This window comes from Kluyvera sp. (genome assembly GCF_965301105.1).
In genome coordinates this window covers 1-18,850 of record NZ_CBDKZX010000074.1, presented here as the reverse complement: position 1 = coordinate 18,850, position 18,850 = coordinate 1, and the positions used below count along the sequence as shown (strand labels likewise).

The 18,850-nt window shown below is 55.5% G+C and carries 16 protein-coding genes; 10 read left to right on the top strand and 6 right to left on the bottom strand.

Features of this window, described 5'->3' with window-relative positions; translation table 11 throughout:
• The 9 genes from ftsK to ACW14G_RS18545 all read left to right on the top strand — a co-directional run.
• On the top strand, positions 1–2,602 hold a 2,602-nt coding region (gene ftsK, locus ACW14G_RS18585), incomplete at its 5' end, for a DNA translocase FtsK (protein WP_455648715.1).
• 122 nt (positions 2,603–2,724) lie between these two features.
• The gene (lolA, locus tag ACW14G_RS18580) at positions 2,725–3,336 is read left to right on the top strand and encodes an outer membrane lipoprotein chaperone LolA (protein ID WP_163447737.1); all 612 of its coding nucleotides are present in this window, start codon (positions 2,725–2,727) and stop codon (positions 3,334–3,336) included.
• Between the two features lie 9 nt (positions 3,337–3,345).
• Positions 3,346–4,689 carry a replication-associated recombination protein RarA gene (gene rarA / locus ACW14G_RS18575; RefSeq protein ID WP_167576298.1) on the top strand — a complete coding sequence of 448 codons (1,344 nt, stop codon included), beginning with the start codon at positions 3,346–3,348 and terminating at the stop codon, positions 4,687–4,689.
• 92 nt (positions 4,690–4,781) lie between these two features.
• Positions 4,782–6,074 carry a serine--tRNA ligase gene (gene serS, locus ACW14G_RS18570; RefSeq protein WP_035892448.1) on the top strand — a complete coding sequence of 431 codons (1,293 nt, stop codon included), beginning with the start codon at positions 4,782–4,784 and terminating at the stop codon, positions 6,072–6,074.
• Between the two features lie 203 nt (positions 6,075–6,277).
• A complete protein-coding gene (gene dmsA / locus ACW14G_RS18565; RefSeq protein WP_064548754.1) occupies positions 6,278–8,722 on the top strand; it encodes a dimethylsulfoxide reductase subunit A in 2,445 nt (814 codons plus the stop codon).
• Positions 8,723–8,732: 10 nt separating this feature from the next.
• The gene (locus ACW14G_RS18560) at positions 8,733–9,350 is read left to right on the top strand and encodes a DMSO/selenate family reductase complex B subunit (RefSeq protein WP_167576297.1); all 618 of its coding nucleotides are present in this window, start codon (positions 8,733–8,735) and stop codon (positions 9,348–9,350) included.
• A 1-nt stretch (position 9,351) separates the two neighbouring features.
• Positions 9,352–10,215 (top strand): dimethyl sulfoxide reductase anchor subunit family protein, encoded by an 864-nt coding sequence (locus ACW14G_RS18555; protein WP_249022093.1) that lies wholly within the window; start codon positions 9,352–9,354, stop codon positions 10,213–10,215.
• A gap of 262 nt (positions 10,216–10,477) precedes the next feature.
• Positions 10,478–11,629 (top strand): MFS transporter, encoded by a 1,152-nt coding sequence (locus tag ACW14G_RS18550; protein WP_167576296.1) that lies wholly within the window; start codon positions 10,478–10,480, stop codon positions 11,627–11,629.
• 251 nt (positions 11,630–11,880) lie between these two features.
• Positions 11,881–13,302 carry an APC family permease gene (locus ACW14G_RS18545; RefSeq protein ID WP_249022092.1) on the top strand — a complete coding sequence of 474 codons (1,422 nt, stop codon included), beginning with the start codon at positions 11,881–11,883 and terminating at the stop codon, positions 13,300–13,302.
• A gap of 31 nt (positions 13,303–13,333) precedes the next feature.
• On the opposite strand, the gene ACW14G_RS18540 is transcribed toward ACW14G_RS18545, so the two are convergent.
• From ACW14G_RS18540 to ACW14G_RS18520, 5 genes are read right to left on the bottom strand one after another with little or no spacing between them, the layout of a single operon-like run.
• Positions 13,334–13,771, bottom strand: coding sequence for a PTS sugar transporter subunit IIA (locus tag ACW14G_RS18540; RefSeq protein WP_249022091.1), 438 nt, complete (start codon positions 13,769–13,771; stop codon positions 13,334–13,336).
• 53 nt (positions 13,772–13,824) lie between these two features.
• A complete protein-coding gene (locus ACW14G_RS18535) occupies positions 13,825–14,736 on the bottom strand; it encodes a transketolase family protein (RefSeq protein ID WP_163447760.1) in 912 nt (303 codons plus the stop codon).
• Positions 14,736–15,533: a transketolase gene (locus tag ACW14G_RS18530; protein WP_064548766.1), complete on the bottom strand. Its 798-nt coding sequence runs from the start codon at positions 15,531–15,533 to the stop codon at positions 14,736–14,738. The genes ACW14G_RS18535 and ACW14G_RS18530 overlap by 1 nt, the downstream gene beginning before the upstream one ends.
• Before the next feature lie 12 nt (positions 15,534–15,545).
• Entirely contained in the window at positions 15,546–16,811 is a 1,266-nt protein-coding gene (locus ACW14G_RS18525) for a PTS ascorbate transporter subunit IIC (protein WP_064548768.1), read from the bottom strand.
• 15 nt (positions 16,812–16,826) lie between these two features.
• Complete coding sequence (locus tag ACW14G_RS18520) at positions 16,827–17,102, bottom strand: PTS sugar transporter subunit IIB (RefSeq protein ID WP_163447730.1); 276 nt, start codon at positions 17,100–17,102, stop codon at positions 16,827–16,829.
• Between the two features lie 122 nt (positions 17,103–17,224).
• On the opposite strand from ACW14G_RS18520, the gene ACW14G_RS18515 reads away from it, so the two are divergent.
• The gene (locus ACW14G_RS18515; protein ID WP_167576294.1) at positions 17,225–18,073 is read left to right on the top strand and encodes a MurR/RpiR family transcriptional regulator; all 849 of its coding nucleotides are present in this window, start codon (positions 17,225–17,227) and stop codon (positions 18,071–18,073) included.
• A gap of 47 nt (positions 18,074–18,120) precedes the next feature.
• Here ACW14G_RS18515 and pflA read toward each other — a convergent pair.
• Positions 18,121–18,850: pyruvate formate lyase 1-activating protein (gene pflA, locus ACW14G_RS18510; protein ID WP_455648714.1), on the bottom strand; the 730-nt coding region annotated here is incomplete at its 5' end.

The window sequence follows — 18,850 nt, the reverse complement described above, 5'->3', positions numbered from 1 at the left end:
TTACGAACAGCCGCAGTATGCTCAGCCTGAACAGCCTGTTCACGAACAGCCATACGTGGCCGAGCCTGCGCCGACTGTTGAACCAGAACCAGTTGTTGAAGAAGAAGTTAAACCGGCCCACCGCCCACCGCTCTACTACTTCGAAGAAGTGGAAGAAAAACGCGCGCGTGAGCGTGAACAGCTGGCAGCATGGTATCAGCCGATCCCTGAACCTTTAGCGCCGGTTGAACAGCGCGCTTCGTCCATGCCTTCTGCATCGGCGTCGGTTGCGGTGCCTGAACCTTCAGCCGCTGTGGATCCGGTTGCGGCCAGCGTTCGTCACGCAGCTACCGCTGCTGGCACCGTCGCTGCCGCAGCAGCGTCAGCGCCGCTGTTTAGCCCAGCTGAAGGGCCGCGTCCGCAGGTGAAAGAGGGCATTGGCCCGAAATTACCGCGTCCGAACCGTGTCCGCGTGCCGACGCGTCGCGAACTGGCGTCCTATGGCATCAAGCTGCCGTCGCAGCGTATGGCCGAAGAACGTGCCGCTCGCGAAGCTGAGCGTTATCAGCATGATGACGATGTTAATCTCAGCGACGATGAAGCCGATGCGCTGGAACAAGATGCGCTGGCGCGTCAATTCGCCGCCTCTCAGCAGCAGCGTTACGGTGAATCGCACGTTGAGGATTACGCCGAGGATGAAAACGACGCCGATGCCGCCGCGGAGGCCGAACTGGCACGCCAGTTTGCCGCCTCTCAGCAGACGCGTTATGCCAGCGAGCAGCCGGAAGGCGCGCATCCCTTCTCGCTCGATGACTTCGAATTCTCGCCGATGAAAGCGCTGGTTGATGATGCGCCCAAAGCGCCGCTGTTTACCCCAAGCGTGATGCCGGAGCCTGAGGCACCGCAGCCGCAGCAATATCAACAGCAGCCGCCTCAGCATGCGCAAGGCTATCATCAGCTACAACAGCCACAACAGCCGCAGTATGCTCAACCACAGCAGCAGCCACAACAGCCGCAGTATGCGCAGCCGCAGCAGCAACCGCAGTACGCGCCGCCGCAACAGCCTGCCACGCCGCCGCAGGAGAGCCTGATTCACCCGCTGTTGATGCGTAATGGCGACGACCGTCCGTTGCAAAAACCGACTACGCCGCTGCCGTCGCTGGATCTGTTAACGCCGCCGCCAACGGAAGTTGAGCCGGTCGATACCTTCGCGCTGGAGCAGATGGCGCGCCTGGTGGAAACGCGTCTGGCGGATTACCGTATCAAAGCTGACGTCGTGAACTACTCACCGGGCCCGGTTATCACTCGCTTCGAGCTGAATCTGGCGCCGGGCGTTAAGGCCGCGCGAATCTCTAACCTTTCTCGCGATCTGGCACGTTCTCTGTCGACCGTGGCGGTGCGCGTGGTGGAAGTTATCCCTGGCAAGCCGTACGTGGGTCTGGAACTGCCAAACAAGAAACGTCAGACCGTTTACCTGCGTGAAGTGCTGGACTGCGATAAATTCCGCGATAACCCGTCGCCGCTGACCGTGGTGCTGGGTAAAGATATCGCCGGTGAGCCCGTGGTGGCCGATCTCGGTAAGATGCCGCACCTGCTGGTGGCGGGTACCACCGGCTCTGGTAAGTCTGTCGGCGTGAACGCCATGATCCTCAGTATGCTGTACAAAGCGCAGCCGGAAGACGTGCGATTCATCATGATCGACCCGAAAATGCTGGAACTGTCGGTTTACGAAGGGATCCCGCACCTGCTGACGGAAGTGGTTACCGACATGAAAGACGCCGCCAACGCCTTGCGCTGGAGCGTCAACGAAATGGAACGCCGCTACAAGCTGATGTCGGCGCTGGGTGTCCGTAACCTGGCGGGCTATAACGATAAGATCGCCGAAGCCGCGCGCATGGGCCGTCCGATCCCGGATCCTTACTGGAAGCCGGGCGATAGCATGGACGCCACCCATCCGGTGCTGGAGAAACTGCCTTACATCGTCGTGCTGGTGGATGAATTCGCCGACCTGATGATGACCGTTGGTAAAAAGGTCGAAGAGCTGATTGCGCGCCTGGCGCAGAAAGCGCGTGCGGCGGGGATCCACCTGGTGCTGGCGACCCAGCGTCCGTCGGTGGATGTGATTACCGGCCTTATCAAGGCCAACATCCCAACCCGTATTGCGTTTACGGTTTCCAGTAAAATTGACTCCCGTACCATTCTCGATCAGGGCGGCGCGGAATCGCTGCTGGGGATGGGGGATATGCTTTATGCGGCCCCGAACTCGAATACCCCGATACGTGTCCACGGCGCGTTTGTACGCGACCAGGAAGTTCATGCGGTGGTTCAGGACTGGAAAGCGCGCGGTCGTCCGCAGTACATCGACGGCATCACCTCCGATAGCGAAAGCGAAGGCGGCGGCGGCGGCTTCGAGGGGGGCGAAGAGCTGGATCCGTTGTTCGACCAGGCGGTGAATTTTGTGACCCAGAAACGTAAAGCATCTATCTCCGGCGTGCAGCGTCAGTTCCGCATCGGCTACAACCGTGCGGCGCGTATCATCGAACAGATGGAAGCGCAGGGAATCGTCAGTGAACAGGGGCATAACGGCAACCGTGAGGTGCTGGCACCGCCACCATTCGACTGATTGCAAAGATGGGTAAATAAGTCAAAATTCAGTATTTTCTTCTGTCGCCGCTCAGGATGAAGTCTTAGAGTGAGTGACAGAAGCTCTCCTGGCGGGAGCATGAGGCTATTTAAGGAATAACAATGAAAAAAGCAGCGATCACGTGTGCATTACTTTCCAGCTTTGTTGTCAGCAGCGTATGGGCTGACGCCGCCGGTGACCTGAAAAGTCGTCTTGACAAAGTCAGCAGTTTCCACGCCAGCTTCACCCAGAAGGTGACGGACGGTAGCGGCAACGCGGTACAGGAAGGTCAGGGCGATCTGTGGGTAAAACGTCCGAATCTGTTTAACTGGCATATGACCCAGCCGGATGAAAGTATTCTGGTTTCCGACGGCAAAACCCTGTGGTTCTATAACCCGTTTGTTGAGCAGGCGACCGCGACCTGGCTGAAAGATGCCACCGGCAACACGCCGTTTATGCTGATTGCCCGTAACCAGGCCAGCGACTGGCAGCAGTACAATATCCAGCAAACCGGCGATGATTTTGTGCTGACGCCGCGCGGCAGCAACGGCAACCTGAAGAAATTTACCATTAACGTCGGACGCGATGGCACTATCCATCAGTTCAGCGCCATCGAGCAGGACGATCAGCGCAGCAGCTATCAGCTGAAATCGCAGCAGAACGGTTCGGTGGACGCGTCCAAATTCACCTTTACACCGCCGCAGGGCGTGACGGTGGACGACCAGCGTAAATAAGAGGCATGCGTGGGCAACCTGTCGCTCGATTTTTCAGATAATACCTTTCAACCTCTGGCCGCGCGTATGCGGCCAGAAAACTTAGCGCAGTATATCGGCCAACAGCATCTGCTGGCGGCCGGTAAACCGCTGCCCCGCGCCATCGAGGCCGGGCATCTGCATTCGATGATTCTGTGGGGGCCGCCGGGCACCGGCAAGACCACGCTGGCGGAAGTGATTGCTCGCTATGCCAACGCCGACGTGGAACGAATTTCAGCCGTCACCTCCGGGGTGAAAGAGATTCGCGAGGCCATCGAGCGCGCGCGGCAGAATCGCAATGCCGGGCGGCGCACCATTCTGTTCGTCGATGAAGTTCACCGCTTCAATAAAAGCCAGCAGGATGCTTTCCTGCCGCATATCGAAGACGGCACCATTACCTTCATTGGTGCGACCACCGAAAACCCATCCTTCGAATTAAACTCGGCGCTGCTTTCCCGCGCCCGCGTTTATTTGCTGAAGTCGCTCACCACCGAAGATATTGAGCAAGTGCTTACTCAGGCGATGGAAGATAGCGAACGAGGTTACGGCGGTCAGGATATCATCCTGCCAGACGAAACTCGCCGCGCGATTGCCGAACTGGTGAATGGTGATGCGCGTCGGGCGCTCAATACCCTGGAAATGATGGCCGATATGGCCGAGCTTGATGACGCGGGTAAGCGCGTACTACAGCCACAGTTGCTGACTGAAATAGCTGGCGAGCGCAGCGCGCGTTTTGATAACAAAGGCGACCGTTTTTACGATCTGATTTCCGCGCTACATAAATCGGTACGCGGCAGTGCGCCGGATGCCGCGCTGTACTGGTATGCGCGCATCATCAGCGCCGGCGGCGACCCGCTATACGTGGCGCGGCGTTGCCTGGCGATTGCCTCAGAGGATGTGGGCAACGCCGACCCGCGCGCCATGCAGGTGGCTATCTCCGCTTGGGACTGTTTTACGCGCGTCGGCCCGGCCGAAGGGGAACGGGCGATTGCGCAGGCCATCGTTTATCTTGCCTGCGCGCCGAAAAGCAACGCCGTCTACACCGCGTTTAAAGCGGCGATGGCAGACGCCCGTGAACGTCCGGATTACGATGTGCCGGTTCATCTGCGTAATGCGCCAACTAAGCTGATGAAAGAGATGGGCTATGGTCAGGAGTATCGCTACGCCCACGACGAACCTAACGCTTACGCCGCCGGCGAAGAATATTTCCCCAGTGAAATGGCGCAAACTCGCTACTATCACCCGACGAATCGGGGTCTTGAAGGCAAGATTGGCGAAAAGCTCGCCTGGCTCGCTGAACAGGATCAAAATAGCCGCACAAAACGCTACCGCTAGTGCAGTCGTTGCGGTAATGTTGTCAACGTACCTCTGCGACCACGGGCTGTGGTCGCATACTCCACTTTCAATTCGATAAGCATAGGATAAGCATGCTCGATCCCAATCTGCTGCGTACAGAGCCAGACGCAGTCGCAGAAAAACTGGCACGCCGGGGCTTTAAGCTGGATGTAGATAAACTTCGCGCTCTTGAAGAGCGTCGCAAAGTGCTGCAGGTAGAAACTGAAAATCTGCAGGCAGAGCGTAACTCGCGATCGAAATCCATCGGCCAGGCGAAAGCACGCGGGGAAGATATTGAGCCTTTACGCCTGGAAGTGAACAAGCTTGGCGAACAACTTGATGCCGCGAAATCTGAACTGGACGTTCTGCTGGCAGAGATTCGCGATATCGCGCTGACCATCCCGAACATTCCGCACGACGACGCGCCGGTTGGCCGTGACGAAAACGACAACGTTGAAGTCAGCCGCTGGGGCACGCCGCGCGAATTCGATTTCGAAATCCGCGATCACGTCACACTGGGCGAAATGCACAGCGGTCTGGACTTTGCTGCCGCCGTTAAGCTGACCGGTTCACGTTTCGTTGTGATGAAAGGTCAGATCGCGCGTATGCACCGCGCGCTGTCGCAGTTCATGCTGGACCTGCACACCGAACAGCACGGCTATAGCGAAAACTATGTGCCGTACCTGGTAAACCAGGACACCCTGTACGGTACCGGGCAGTTGCCGAAATTTGCCGGCGACCTGTTCCATACTCGTCCGCTGGAAGAAGAAGCCGACAGCAGCAACTACGCGCTGATCCCGACTGCGGAAGTGCCGCTGACCAACCTGGTTCGCGATGAAATCATCGACGAAGACGATCTGCCGATCAAGATGACCGCACACACGCCGTGCTTCCGCTCTGAAGCGGGCTCCTACGGTCGTGATACCCGTGGTTTGATCCGTATGCACCAGTTCGACAAAGTTGAAATGGTGCAGATCGTGCGTCCGGAAGACTCCATGGCGGCGCTGGAAGAGATGACCGGTCACGCGGAAAAAGTCCTGCAACTGCTGGGCCTTCCGTACCGTAAAATCATCCTCTGCACCGGCGATATGGGCTTCGGCGCCTGCAAAACCTACGACCTCGAAGTGTGGGTTCCGGCGCAGAACACCTACCGTGAGATCTCTTCATGCTCGAACGTCTGGGATTTCCAGGCGCGCCGCATGCAGGCTCGCTGCCGCAGTAAGTCCGATAAGAAAACCCGTCTGGTCCATACCCTCAACGGCTCTGGCCTGGCGGTAGGGCGTACGCTGGTTGCGGTGCTGGAAAACTACCAGCAGGCAGATGGTCGTATCGAAGTACCTGAAGTACTGCGTCCTTACATGAACGGCCTGGAATATATCGGTTAATTCCCTGATAGTTTCATCCGAAAAAGCGCCGAAAGGCGCTTTTTTTATATCCTCATTGATACTGAACAATACCTCTCCTGGTAGAACCCTTAATACTCACTTCGAAGTAGCAACAGCATATAACACTATAATAATAGCCATTCGTTGTATATAAAACTATATAACGAGCTTTGTTTCCAATGTAAGCAACGAAGTGAGTGTCCATGAAAACTGAAACCCCCGATGCTTTACTGGCAGCCGAGGTCAGCCGCCGTGGTTTAATGAAAACCACGGCCATAGGTGGCCTGGCGATGGCCAGCAGCGCTTTTACGCTTCCCTTTAGCCGCATCGTGAACGCGGCCGATACGCTGGCCCCGGCTACCGCCGCTGAGCACGTTACCTGGAGTGCGTGTACGGTAAACTGTGGAAGCCGCTGCCCGCTGCGCATGCATGTTGTCGATGGCGAGATTAAATACGTAGAAACCGATAATACCGGTGATGATAACTACGACGGTTTGCACCAGGTGCGTGCCTGTCTGCGCGGCCGCTCGATGCGCCGTCGCGTCTATAACCCGGACCGTCTCAAATACCCGATGAAGCGCGTCGGTAAACGCGGTGAAGGCAAATTCGAGCGTATCAGCTGGGAAGAAGCCTTTGATACCATTGCCGATAATATGAAGCGCCTGATCAAAGATTACGGCAACGAATCTATTTATCTCAACTATGGTACCGGGACGCTCGGCGGCACCTTAACCCGTTCCTGGCCGCCGGGAAAAACCCTGATTGCGCGTCTGATGAACTGCTGCGGCGGTTACCTGAACCATTATGGTGACTACTCTTCAGCACAGATTGCCGCCGGTCTGAACTACACCTACGGCGGTTGGGCCGACGGTAACAGTCCGTCCGATATTGAAAACAGCAAGCTGGTGGTGCTGTTCGGTAACAACCCTGGCGAAACGCGTATGAGCGGCGGCGGGGTCACCTACTATCTGGAGCAGGCGCGGCAGAAATCGAACGCGCGGATGATCATTGTCGATCCACGCTATACCGATACCGGCGCGGGCCGTGAAGATGAATGGATCCCGATTCGTCCGGGTACCGATGCGGCGCTGGTTTCTGCGCTGGCGTGGGTGATGATTACCGAAAATCTGGTCGATCAGCCGTTCCTCGATAAGTACTGCGTCGGCTATGACGAGAAAACGCTGCCGAAGAGTGCTCCGGCCAACGGTCACTACAAAGCTTATATCCTGGGGCAGGGTAATGATGCCACGGCGAAAACACCGGAGTGGGCATCCACGATCACCGGTATTCCAGCCGATCGTATCGTGAAACTGGCGCGCGAAATCGCCAGCGCTAAACCGGCCTATATCTCCCAGGGCTGGGGTCCGCAGCGTCACGCTAACGGCGAAATCGTCACCCGCGCGATTTCCATGCTGTCGATTTTGACCGGTAACGTCGGTATTCACGGTGGCAACAGCGGCGCGCGTGAAGGTTCCTATGAAGTGCCATTCGAACGTATGCCAACGTTCGATAACCCGGTTGAAACCAGCATCTCCATGTTTATGTGGACCGATGCGATCGTTCGTGGCCCGGAAATGACCGCGCTGCGTGACGGTGTACGCGGTAAGGACAAGCTGGATGTGCCGATCAAAATGATCTGGAACTATGCCGGTAACTGTCTGATTAACCAGCATTCCGAAATTAACCGCACCCATGAAATTCTGCAGGACGATAAGAAATGCGAAATGATTGTGGTGATCGACTGCCACATGACTTCATCGGCGAAATATGCCGATATTCTGCTGCCGGACTGCACCGCTTCCGAGCAGATGGACTTCGCGCTGGATGCCTCCTGCGGCAACATGTCCTACGTTATCTTCACCGATCAGGTCATCAAACCGCGTTTCGAGTGCAAGACGATTTACGACATGACCACCGAGCTGGCGAAACGGATGGGCGTGGAGCAGAAGTTCACCGAAGGCCGCACGCAGGAAGGCTGGATGCGTCATCTGCATGAACTATCTCGCCAGGCGGTGCCGGAGCTGCCAGATTTCGATACCTTCCGTAAGCAAGGCATCTTTAAACAGCGCGACCCTGAAGGCCACCACGTGGCGTACAAAGCCTTCCGTGAAGACCCACAGGCCAACCCATTGACGACGCCGTCAGGGAAAATCGAGATCTACTCCGAGGAGCTGGCGAAAATCGCTGCCACCTGGGAACTGCCGGAAGGCGATGTGATCGATCCGTTACCGATCTACACCCCGGGCTTTGAAAACTACAACGATCCGTTGGCGGAAAAATTCCCGCTACAGATGACCGGCTTCCACTATAAGGCGCGTGTGCACTCCACCTACGGTAACGTCGACGTGCTGAAAGCGGCTTGCCGTCAGGAGATGTGGATCAACCCACTGGATGCGAAGAAACGTGGCATTGCCAATGGCGATCGTGTGCGTATCTTCAACGACCGCGGGGAAGTGCATATTGAAGCGAAGGTGACTCCACGCATGATGCCTGGCATCGTTGCGCTGGGTGAGGGGGCCTGGTATGACCCGGATACAAAACGTATCGACCAGGCGGGCTGCATTAACGTGCTGACCACTCAACGCCCGTCGCCGCTGGCGAAAGGCAACCCATCGCACACGAACCTTGTCCAGGTTGAGAAGGTGTAAGGAGTAACCGATGACCACCCAATATGGCTTTTTTATTGATTCGGCACGCTGCACCGGTTGTAAAACCTGCGAGCTGGCGTGTAAAGATTACAAAGACTTAACCCCGGACGTCAGCTTCCGCCGTATTTACGAATACGCGGGCGGCGACTGGCAGGAGGACAACGGCGTCTGGAACCAGAATGTCTTTGCCTACTACCTGTCGATTGCCTGTAACCACTGCGAAGACCCGGCCTGTACCAAAGTGTGCCCAAGCGGCGCGATGCACAAACGTGAAGATGGTTTTGTGGTCGTTAATGAAGATGTCTGCATCGGCTGCCGTTACTGCCACATGGCCTGCCCATACGGCGCGCCGCAATACAACGCGGCCAAAGGTCATATGACCAAGTGCGATGGCTGCCATGAGCGCGTAGCGGAAGGCAAAAAACCAATCTGCGTGGAATCCTGCCCGCTGCGCGCGCTGGACTTTGGGCCGATTGAAGAACTGCGCCAGAAGCACGGCCAACTGGCGGCTGTTGCGCCGCTGCCGTCGGCGCACTTCACCAAACCAAGCATTGTGATTAAACCTAACGCCAATGCACGTCCGTGCGGCGATACCACTGGCTACCTGGCCAATCCGAAGGAGGTGTGAGATGGGAAGTGGATGGCATGAATGGCCGCTGATGATCTTCACGGTCTTTGGGCAGTGCGTGGCCGGCGGTTTTATCGTTCTGGCGCTGGCGCTGATGAAAGGGCAGCTATCGCGCGAGCAGCAACAGCGCGTGGTGCTGAGTATGTTTGCGCTGTGGGTGTTGATGGGCATTGGGTTTGTCGCCTCGACGCTACACCTCGGTTCGCCGATGCGTGCCTTTAACTCGCTGAATCGCGTAGGCGCGTCGTCACTGAGTAACGAAATTGCCAGCGGCGCGATTTTCTTCGCCGTCGGCGGTATCGGCTGGCTGCTGGCCGTGACCAACAAGCTCTCCTGCGCACTGCGTAGCCTGTGGCTGGTGGTGACGATGGTGCTGGGCGTGGTCTTCGTGTGGATGATGGTGCGCGTCTATAACACCATCGATACCGTACCGACCTGGTACAGCATCTGGACACCGCTGAGCTTCTTCCTGACGCTGTTTATCGGCGGCCCGCTGCTGGGTTACCTGCTGCTGTGTTGGGCGGGAGTGGAAGGTTGGGCACTGCGCTTACTGCCGGCGCTGAGCCTCGCGGCGCTGGCGATTAGCGTGGTGGTTTCCCTGATGCAAGGGGTTGAACTGGCCACGATTCACAGCTCGATTCAGCAAGCGTCTGCGCTGGTGCCGGACTACGGTTCGCTGATGGCGTGGCGCGTTGCTGCAATTGTGTTGGCGCTGGTGTGCTGGATAGTTCCGCAGTTGAAGGGCTATCAGCCGGCGCTGCCGCTCCTCAGCCTGGCATTTGTGCTGGTGCTGGTCGGAGAGCTGATTGGGCGTGGCGTGTTCTACGGTCTGCATATGACCGTAGGCATGGCGGTGGCCAGCTAAGCTAATAATCTGCCAGGGCGATCCCGCCCTGGCACTTTTTGTTCATGAATTTTTTCGACTGAACCCTTCCTGCGTATTTACTCCGTTTATCAATAAAAACAATTAAATACATTTTGCTTATTCGTTTGCACCGTCACGCTGAATAAGAAACATCAATCGTCGCGCCAGAAAGCGCGTTTTGGGGCAAATCAGGTGGATTGACAATGTTTTTGGCGGTGGCATGATGCGCTCGAAATCATTCTATCCTCACGGTTTTTAGCCCATGTCCACCTATACTCGCCCAGTGCTGTTGCTGCTCTGCGGCTTACTGTTATTGACGCTGGCGATCGCGGTATTAAACACGCTCGTCCCGCTCTGGCTCGCCCATGAAAATCTGCCAACCTGGCAGGTAGGGATGGTCGGTTCGTCCTATTTTACCGGCAACCTGGTCGGTACGATGCTGACTGGTCGACTGATTAAGCGTCTGGGCTTCAACTTCAGCTATTACATCGCATCGCTGATTTTTGCTGCGGGCTGCGTGGGGTTGGGCTTTATGGTGGGCTTCTGGAGCTGGATGTTCTGGCGCTTTGTCGCGGGCGTCGGCTGCGCGATGATCTGGGTGGTGGTGGAGAGCGCGCTGATGTGCAGCGGCACTTCCCGCAACCGCGGACGGCTGCTGGCGGCTTACATGATGATGTACTACATCGGCACCGTGCTCGGCCAGCTCATTGTCAGCAAGCTGCCGACGGACATGGCGACCATTCTGCCGCTAATGACCGGCGTGGTGTTGGCCGGTATTCTGCCGCTGCTGTTTACCCGTATTCTCAATCAGAAGGATGAACAGCAGGACGACAGCGCGCGCGTCTGGCCGATGTTCAAGCTGCGTCAGGCGCGCCTTGGCGTCAACGGCTGCATTATTTCCGGTATCGTGCTGGGTTCGCTGTACGGGCTGATGCCGCTGTACCTTAACCATCGCGGCGTCAGCGATTCCGGCATCGGTTTCTGGATGGCGGTGATGGTCAGCGCCGGGATTCTGGGCCAATGGCCGATTGGCCGACTGGCGGATCGCTATGGTCGTTTGCTGGTGCTGCGCGTCCAGGTGTTTGTCGTCATCATCGGTTGTATGGGGATGTTAAGCCAGGCAATGATGGCACCCGCGCTGTTTATTCTGGGCGCTGCGGGCTTTACGCTCTATCCGGTCGCGATGGCCTGGGCCTGCGAGAAAGTGGAACACCATCAACTGGTATCGATGAATCAGGCGCTGCTGCTGAGCTATACCATCGGCAGCCTGGTCGGCCCAACGCTAACCGCGATGCTGATGCAAAACTATTCCGATAACCTGCTGTTTATTATGATTGCCGGGGTGTCGTTCGTGTATCTCATGATGCTGCTGCGCAAAGCCGGGCATCATCCGACCCCGGTGGCCCACGCCTGATTTTCGGCGCGTTATCGGCCTGATAACGCGCCTTCCCACCATCGGCACTATACTGAACTCACGTCGCGCTATCGTAGTGCGGCGGTTCAGGCGAGCCTATAACCTGCTGACTTCAACGCCATTAACCTTATTAAATGTGCGGAATGTTGGAGTTTTGCACTGTTACGTTATCCTTTTCCGCTTAGTGCTCGCATAATCATCCGTCGAAAAATAACGCATTTGCGAATAATAACATTCAAGGAACGGATTTTATGGCAAGCGAGCAAGAGAAACAGCTGCGATGGTACAACATCGCGCTGATGTCTTTCATTACGGTGTGGGGTTTTGGCAACGTCGTCAATAACTACGCCAACCAGGGGCTGGTAGTTGTTTTCTCCTGGCTGTTTATCTTCGCCCTTTACTTCACGCCGTATGCGCTGATCGTCGGGCAGCTCGGTTCCACCTTTAAAGACGGCAAGGGTGGGGTCAGTACCTGGATTAAAAACACCATGGGGCCGGGGCTGGCATATCTGGCGGCCTGGACCTACTGGGTGGTGCATATTCCCTATCTGGCGCAGAAGCCGCAGGCGATTCTGATTGCCCTCGGTTGGGCAATTAAAGGCAACGGCTCGCTGATCACCGAGTACGGCGTTGTCGTGCTACAGGGCTGCACGCTGGCGCTATTTGTCTTCTTTATGTGGGTGGCTTCGCGTGGAATGAAATCGCTGAAGCTGGTGGGTTCTATCGCCGGTATCGCGATGTTTGTGATGTCGCTGCTGTACGTGGTGATGGCGGTGACCGCACCGGCCATCACCGAAGTGACCATCGCCACCACCAATATTACCTGGCGCACTTTCATTCCGCATTTTGACTTCACCTATATCACCACCATTTCGATGCTGGTCTTTGCCGTTGGCGGCGCGGAGAAAATCTCGCCGTACGTCAACAATACCCGTAATCCCGGAAAAGAGTTTCCGCGCGGGATGATCTTCCTCGCGGTAATGGTGGCGGTGTGCGCCATTCTCGGCTCGCTGGCGATGGGGATGATGTTTGACTCTAACAATATTCCCGATGACCTGATGGCCAACGGTCAGTATTACGCCTTCCAGCGCCTCGGCGAGTACTATCATATGGGCAATAGCCTGATGGTCATTTACGCCATTGCCAACACGTTGGGGCAGGTGGCTGCGCTGGTATTCTCTATTGATGCGCCGTTGAAGGTGTTATTGAGTGATGCCGATAGTCGCTATATCCCGCAGAAACTGTGCCGCACCAATGCGTCAGGCACGCCGGTCAATGGTTATCTGTTGACGCTGGTGCTGGTGGCGCTGCTGATTATGCTGCCGACGCTGGGCATTGGCGATATGAACAACCTCTACAAGTGGCTGCTTAACCTCAACTCGGTGGTCATGCCGCTGCGCTATCTGTGGGTGTTCGTGGCGTTTATTGCGGTGATTCGGCTGGGGAAAAAATATCACGCCGAGTACGTGTTTATTCGCAATCGCTCGCTGGCGATGACCGTTGGCGTATGGTGCTTCCTGTTTACCGCTTTTGCCTGCCTGACCGGCATTTTCCCAAAAATGACCGCTTTCACGCCGGAGTGGGCTTTCCAGCTATCGTTGAACGTGGCGACACCGTTTGTGCTGGTGGGGCTGGGGCTGATTTTCCCGCTGCTGGCGCGTAAGAATCGCTAAAGCGAACAAAGGGGGGAAGCCCCCTTTACGATTACAAGCTGGCGATCATCGATGTGAACTGTTGCTGGTTGGTGATGGCGGTGAGATTCGCTAAACGATTTTCCTCATCCAGCCAGCAGACCAAACGCTGAATGGTTTGAATATGCTGCTCACCGTTTGCCGCGGCCAGTACGATAATCAGCCGCACATCCGGGTGGTCGGGAAAAACGACCGATTCGGCGCAACAGAGCAGCGACAAGCGGCTTTGCTGGCTTAATACGCCTTCTTCCGGACGCGCGTGAGGTAGCGCAAACTCGGGACTAAGGATATACCAGGGGCCGTTCTGCTCGGTGGCGCGGATAATGGCTTGTGCGTAGTGAGCACTGATATCTCCTTGTGCTTCAAGCGGTTGACAGGCGAGCTTAACGGCGCTGCGCCAATCGATTTTTTGCGCGGTGAATTGATGGGCAGTAAAAAGCGCATTCTCCATGTCGAACTCCTGCTGATAAGGTCGCCCGATACGCCGGGCGACCGATTCCCTGGTTAACAAAGCGCACGATATAGCGCGTCGCCAGATATGCCGTATTTGGCTTTTAGCTGCCGGCTGTTACCGGATTCGGTAAATGTATCCTGCGTGCCAAGACGGGTAAGACGAGCGGGGTGGGCCACCTGAGCCAGCGTTTCGGCTATCTGCCCGCCCAGCCCACCGTTAACCGTGTGATTCTCGAGCGAAGCAATGATCGGGCAGCCTTCAATCAGCGTAAAGAATGCCTGCTGGTTAAACGGCTTCAGCGTCGCGACGTGGATCAGTTTGCCTTTTTTACCGCTGGCGAGGAGCTTTTCATAGCCTTCAGTCGCTTGCTCAAGCACGGTCCCTTCAAAAACGATCGCAAAGTCACTGCCGCTGTTGGCGATGGCGGCAATATCGCTGACGCGTGGAACGACAGATTTATCGCGGACCGGCATCGGTTCGCGCGCCACGCGGATGTAGACCGGCCCGTTGATGTTTACCGCTTGCTCAAATGCCTCCGCCACCTCTTCGGCATCAGCGGGCGTCAGGATAGTCAGGCCAGGTAGAACCCGGGTGAGCGCCAGGTCCTCCAGGGCATGATGCGAAGCGCCATCAGGCCCATCATCCATGCCGGGGTGGCTGCCGACGAGCTTAATATTGGCTTTGGCGTAGCAGGCCTGCCGTAGCTGAGTCCATGCCGTGCCGGTGATGAACATGGCGAAGTTAACGTAGAAGGGAATGTTGCCTTCCAGCGCCTGACCGATGGCGAAGCTCATCGCCGAACCTTCCGCAATCCCCATTTCGAAAAACGCATCCGGGTAGACGGCGGCAAACTGGTCGGTCCGTGTCGAGCTGGCTAAATCGCTATCAATGGCGACGATCGGGTAGCCTTTTTGTTTCAGGGCGATCAGCGCCTGACCGATTTCATCGCGTGGTGCTTTCATCATTGCAACTCCTCCATAGCCTGCTGGTACTGTTCAGTGGTGGGGGTTTTAGAATGCCAGTCGCCGTTATTTTCCATGTAGCTTACGCCGCAGCCTTTCGTGGTATGGGCGATGATCGCGACTGGTTTGCCTTTAAGATGGCGTGACAGTAGCAGCGTGTCGGCGACCTGGTGCATGTCATTACCGTTTTGTAATTCAAGGACGTGCCAGCCAAAATGACGGATCTTATCGGCTAGTGGTTCGAGGTTAATCACCTCGTTAACCGGGTCGTGAGAAGAAAACCCGTTGTAGTCGATAATGGCTACCAGGTTATCCATTTTCATATGCCCCGCCTGCTGCAGCGTTTCCCAGATTTGCCCTTCATGCATTTCACCGTCACCGATAATGGCGAAGACGCGCTGGTTCTCACCGTGCTGTTTTTTAGCCGCGGCCATCCCGAAAGCGATGGATAATCCCTGACCTAATAGCCCGGTGGTGGCATCCACCTCGGGAATCGACTTAATGCTGGGGTGACCCTGCAGGCGTGAGTTAATCTGGCGGAACGAGCTAAATTCACTTCGATTGATAATTCCTTTCTGGTACAGCATGGCATACTGCGCTGCAACGGCGTGGCCCTTGCTCATCACCACGCGGGCCCGCGGCGAAACAGAAAAATCGACCTCTTCATCATAGATCCACGTCAGGATATCGATGATGGAAAGGGCACCTCCCGGGTGGCCAATCCCTGATTCATAAATCATGCTTACAATGTCACGGCGAGCGCTCAGCGCGTGCGACTTCAGTTGTTCAATAGTCATCGTATTCCCCTCTTATGGCAGCATTTTGCCGATGTAGTACACAACCAGCCCCAGGGCGACAAAATCGGTTTCCGGGAAGCTGGTGCCGGACAGTCCGACGGATTCCATGATGGGATAGATCAGTGCAGGGCCTATGCCGATCAGAATTCCGGTGATAAAACTTCCGGCAATAGCGCCTTTCCAGCCCCCCGAGGCATTCCCAAATACCGCTGCCGTGGCGCCGATAAAGAAGTAGGGAATCGCGACGGGAATAATGACCGTTTGGCCAAGCAGGGCAAGAAACCCCATGACCACAAGTCCGCCGACAAAAGATGAAATAAATCCCAGTACGGTGGCGGTAGGCGCGTAAGGAAAGACGACCGGGCAGTCCAGTGCGGGTTTAGCGTTAGGGATAAATTTCTCTGAGATACCGAGAAAAGCGGGAACAATTTCAGACAACAGCAGCCGGACGCCAGTGATAATAATGTATAGCGATGCCGTGAAGGTGAGCGATTGATACAGCGGATAAACCAGCCAGTGCATACCGCCTGCGGCTGCCGTGACCGCGGCTTTACCTGCAGCCAGCGCGGCAATGTAGTAAAAAATGCTGACCGAGATCGACACTGAAACAATGTAATCCTTGAAGATCCCGAGCCATCCCGGAAGGTTAAGCTTTTCCGTTGATTGTTTGGGATCGCCGACCTTTGAGCCTATCCACCCCGACGCGGCGTAAGCCAGAGTGACATAGTGCCCCATAGCGATCTCATCATTGCCCGTGATTTTGCGCATCCACGGCTGGGCAATAGCCGGATACAGGCAGGCTGCCAGCCCCAGCAAAATAGAACCGACGATAATTGTCGTCATGTCGCTATAGCCTAGCGCTTTCAACGTGACGGTAAGCAGGGCGGAGAGATACAGATTGTGTTGCCCGGTAAGAAAGATGTACTTAAACGGCGTTATACGGGCAAAAAACAGGTTCCAGCCAAAACCCACCACCATAATGAGTGAAACGCACATCGCGAATTTGGTTTGCGCCAGCCCGGTTAGCGCCTCTGCTAAAGGCATGACGCCTTTCAGACCGAACCCATCGCTGAACAAGGTCTGAAAATTACCCAGAGAGGTGACGGCGAGGCCTGCACCGCCCGCAAAAACCAGAAAACCGACGATAGTTTTAAAGGTTCCAGAGAGGACTTTTTCGATAGGCTTGCGTTGGATAAGCAGCCCTATGAGTGCAATAAAACCAACTAAAAGTGGGGTTACGCCCAGAATGTCGAATACAATAAACTTTAGGAGATCCATATTTCCCCCGAGAGGTTAGTTGTTCTGAACGACGCTGATGAGCGCGGATTCCATCTCTTCGCTGTTCATCAAATCGGTGATGCCGATAGCTCGGAACCCGGCCGCTTCAATTTCATCGGTGAGATCGCGCATTGTGATAACAAAATCAATGCCTTGCCATGTAGCAAGGCCGGACAGTACATCGTGTTCAAGATCGATGTCCCAACCGTTTTTATCGATGATTTTCTGGGCTTTTATTTTGAGCATCAACGAGCTGCCCATACCGGTACGACAGACGATAAGACCTTTCATGAGACGTTCTCCTGTTTTGTGAAAATAATTATTTTTATTTAACGTTTTGTGATAAAAATAATTATCGAAAAACAAACCGAAGAATGTGACTGAATTTGCATTTCATGCAAAAAAGGCGAAAAATGAGCCAGATAGATAACAACTTATTGATAAACATAAGAAATGAGGCTTCAGGGTTAAGTCCCATTCTGGAAAAAGTAGGGCGTTTTATCACGGAAAATCCTGATTTCGTGATGAGACACACGATTTCTGAGCTTGCTGATTCGATTGATACCAGCGAAGGCAGCATTACGCGATTTTGTCGGGCTTTTGGCTTTAAAGGGTTCTCAGACTTCAGAACGGCATTGGCGCTGGAGCGCGGCGCGGCGCGTTCAGAAGGTGAGCCAGATGATGAAACTTCCGCAGTGATGGCCAGTATCCGTGACAGCAACGCTATCGTTGATAGCATTGAATTGCAGTCGATTGCGGTGTGGCTAAATCAGCTCACATATATTGCCATTTATGCGGTGGGGAGTGCCGTACCGGTCGCCCAGTTTTTACAGATGAAGCTGGTGCAAATGGGGAAGAGCGCCAACTTTATCGATCGCTCCTATCCTTCGGCCATCTCACCGCTGGCCGACTGCGAGAAGACGGGAATTATCGTTGTCCATACCGAGCAGACATCGACTGATATGATGCAGGCGCTGGCGTTGGCAAAGGAACAGGGGATTAAAATTGCCTCGCTGACTCGGGGATCGTTCGCGCCGTTAAATCGACTGTCGGACTGGAACCTGCAGGCTGCCGTCGCCCTGCAAGGCGAGGGGGAATCTGGCTTTGCCGAAATTGCGGGCGCTATGATGGTCGCCGATCGTATTTTAAGTGCGCTGGAGGGGCAGGATGAACGCTATAGCCAGTGCCGGAAAGCGCATCAGAAGCGTATTTTCTCGATTGAGAGCGTGACCAACAAGCTGTCGGAATATTTTATGTCGTAGGGAAGAAATCCCGGCGACGTTTGCGCCGCCGGGCAAGCTATTGGTATTTAGTACATCACTTTGTGACCATACTGCTCAAGAATGCCTTTCACGCGCTCCATGGTCTCTTTCTTCGGCGGCTTCACACCGTCGAGCTTGTACTCTTCGCCCATCGCCACCCATTTGTGTTTACCCAGCTCGTGGTACGGCAGCAGTTCGATTTTCTCAACGTTGCCCATATCGCGGGTAAATTCACCCAAGCGATGCGCGGAATCGTCATCATCGGACCAGCCCGGCACCACCACGTAGCGGATCCAGACATTGATGTCTTTCTTCGACAGGTATTGTGCGAACTCCAGCGTACGGTGGTTAGAAACGCCAACCAGGTTCTGGTGAATGTCGTCGTTCATCTGTTTAAGGTCGAGCATCACCAGATCGGTCACTTCCAGCAGTTCATCAATCACTGGATCGTAGCGGCGCACAAAACCGTTGGTGTCGAGACAGGTGTGAATGCCTTCCTGCTTACAGGCGCGGAACCAGTCGCGCACGAACTCGGCTTGCAGAATGGCCTCGCCGCCGGACGCGGTAACGCCGCCGCCAGACGCGTTCATAAAGTGGCGATAGGTGACCACTTCTTTCATCAGTTCTTCAACGGTGATCTCTTTGCCACCGTGCGTGTCCCATGTATCACGGTTATGGCAGTACAGGCAGCGCATCAGGCAGCCCTGGAAGAAGGTAATAAAGCGGATGCCCGGGCCATCAACGGTGCCACAGGATTCAAAGGAGTGAATGCGACCA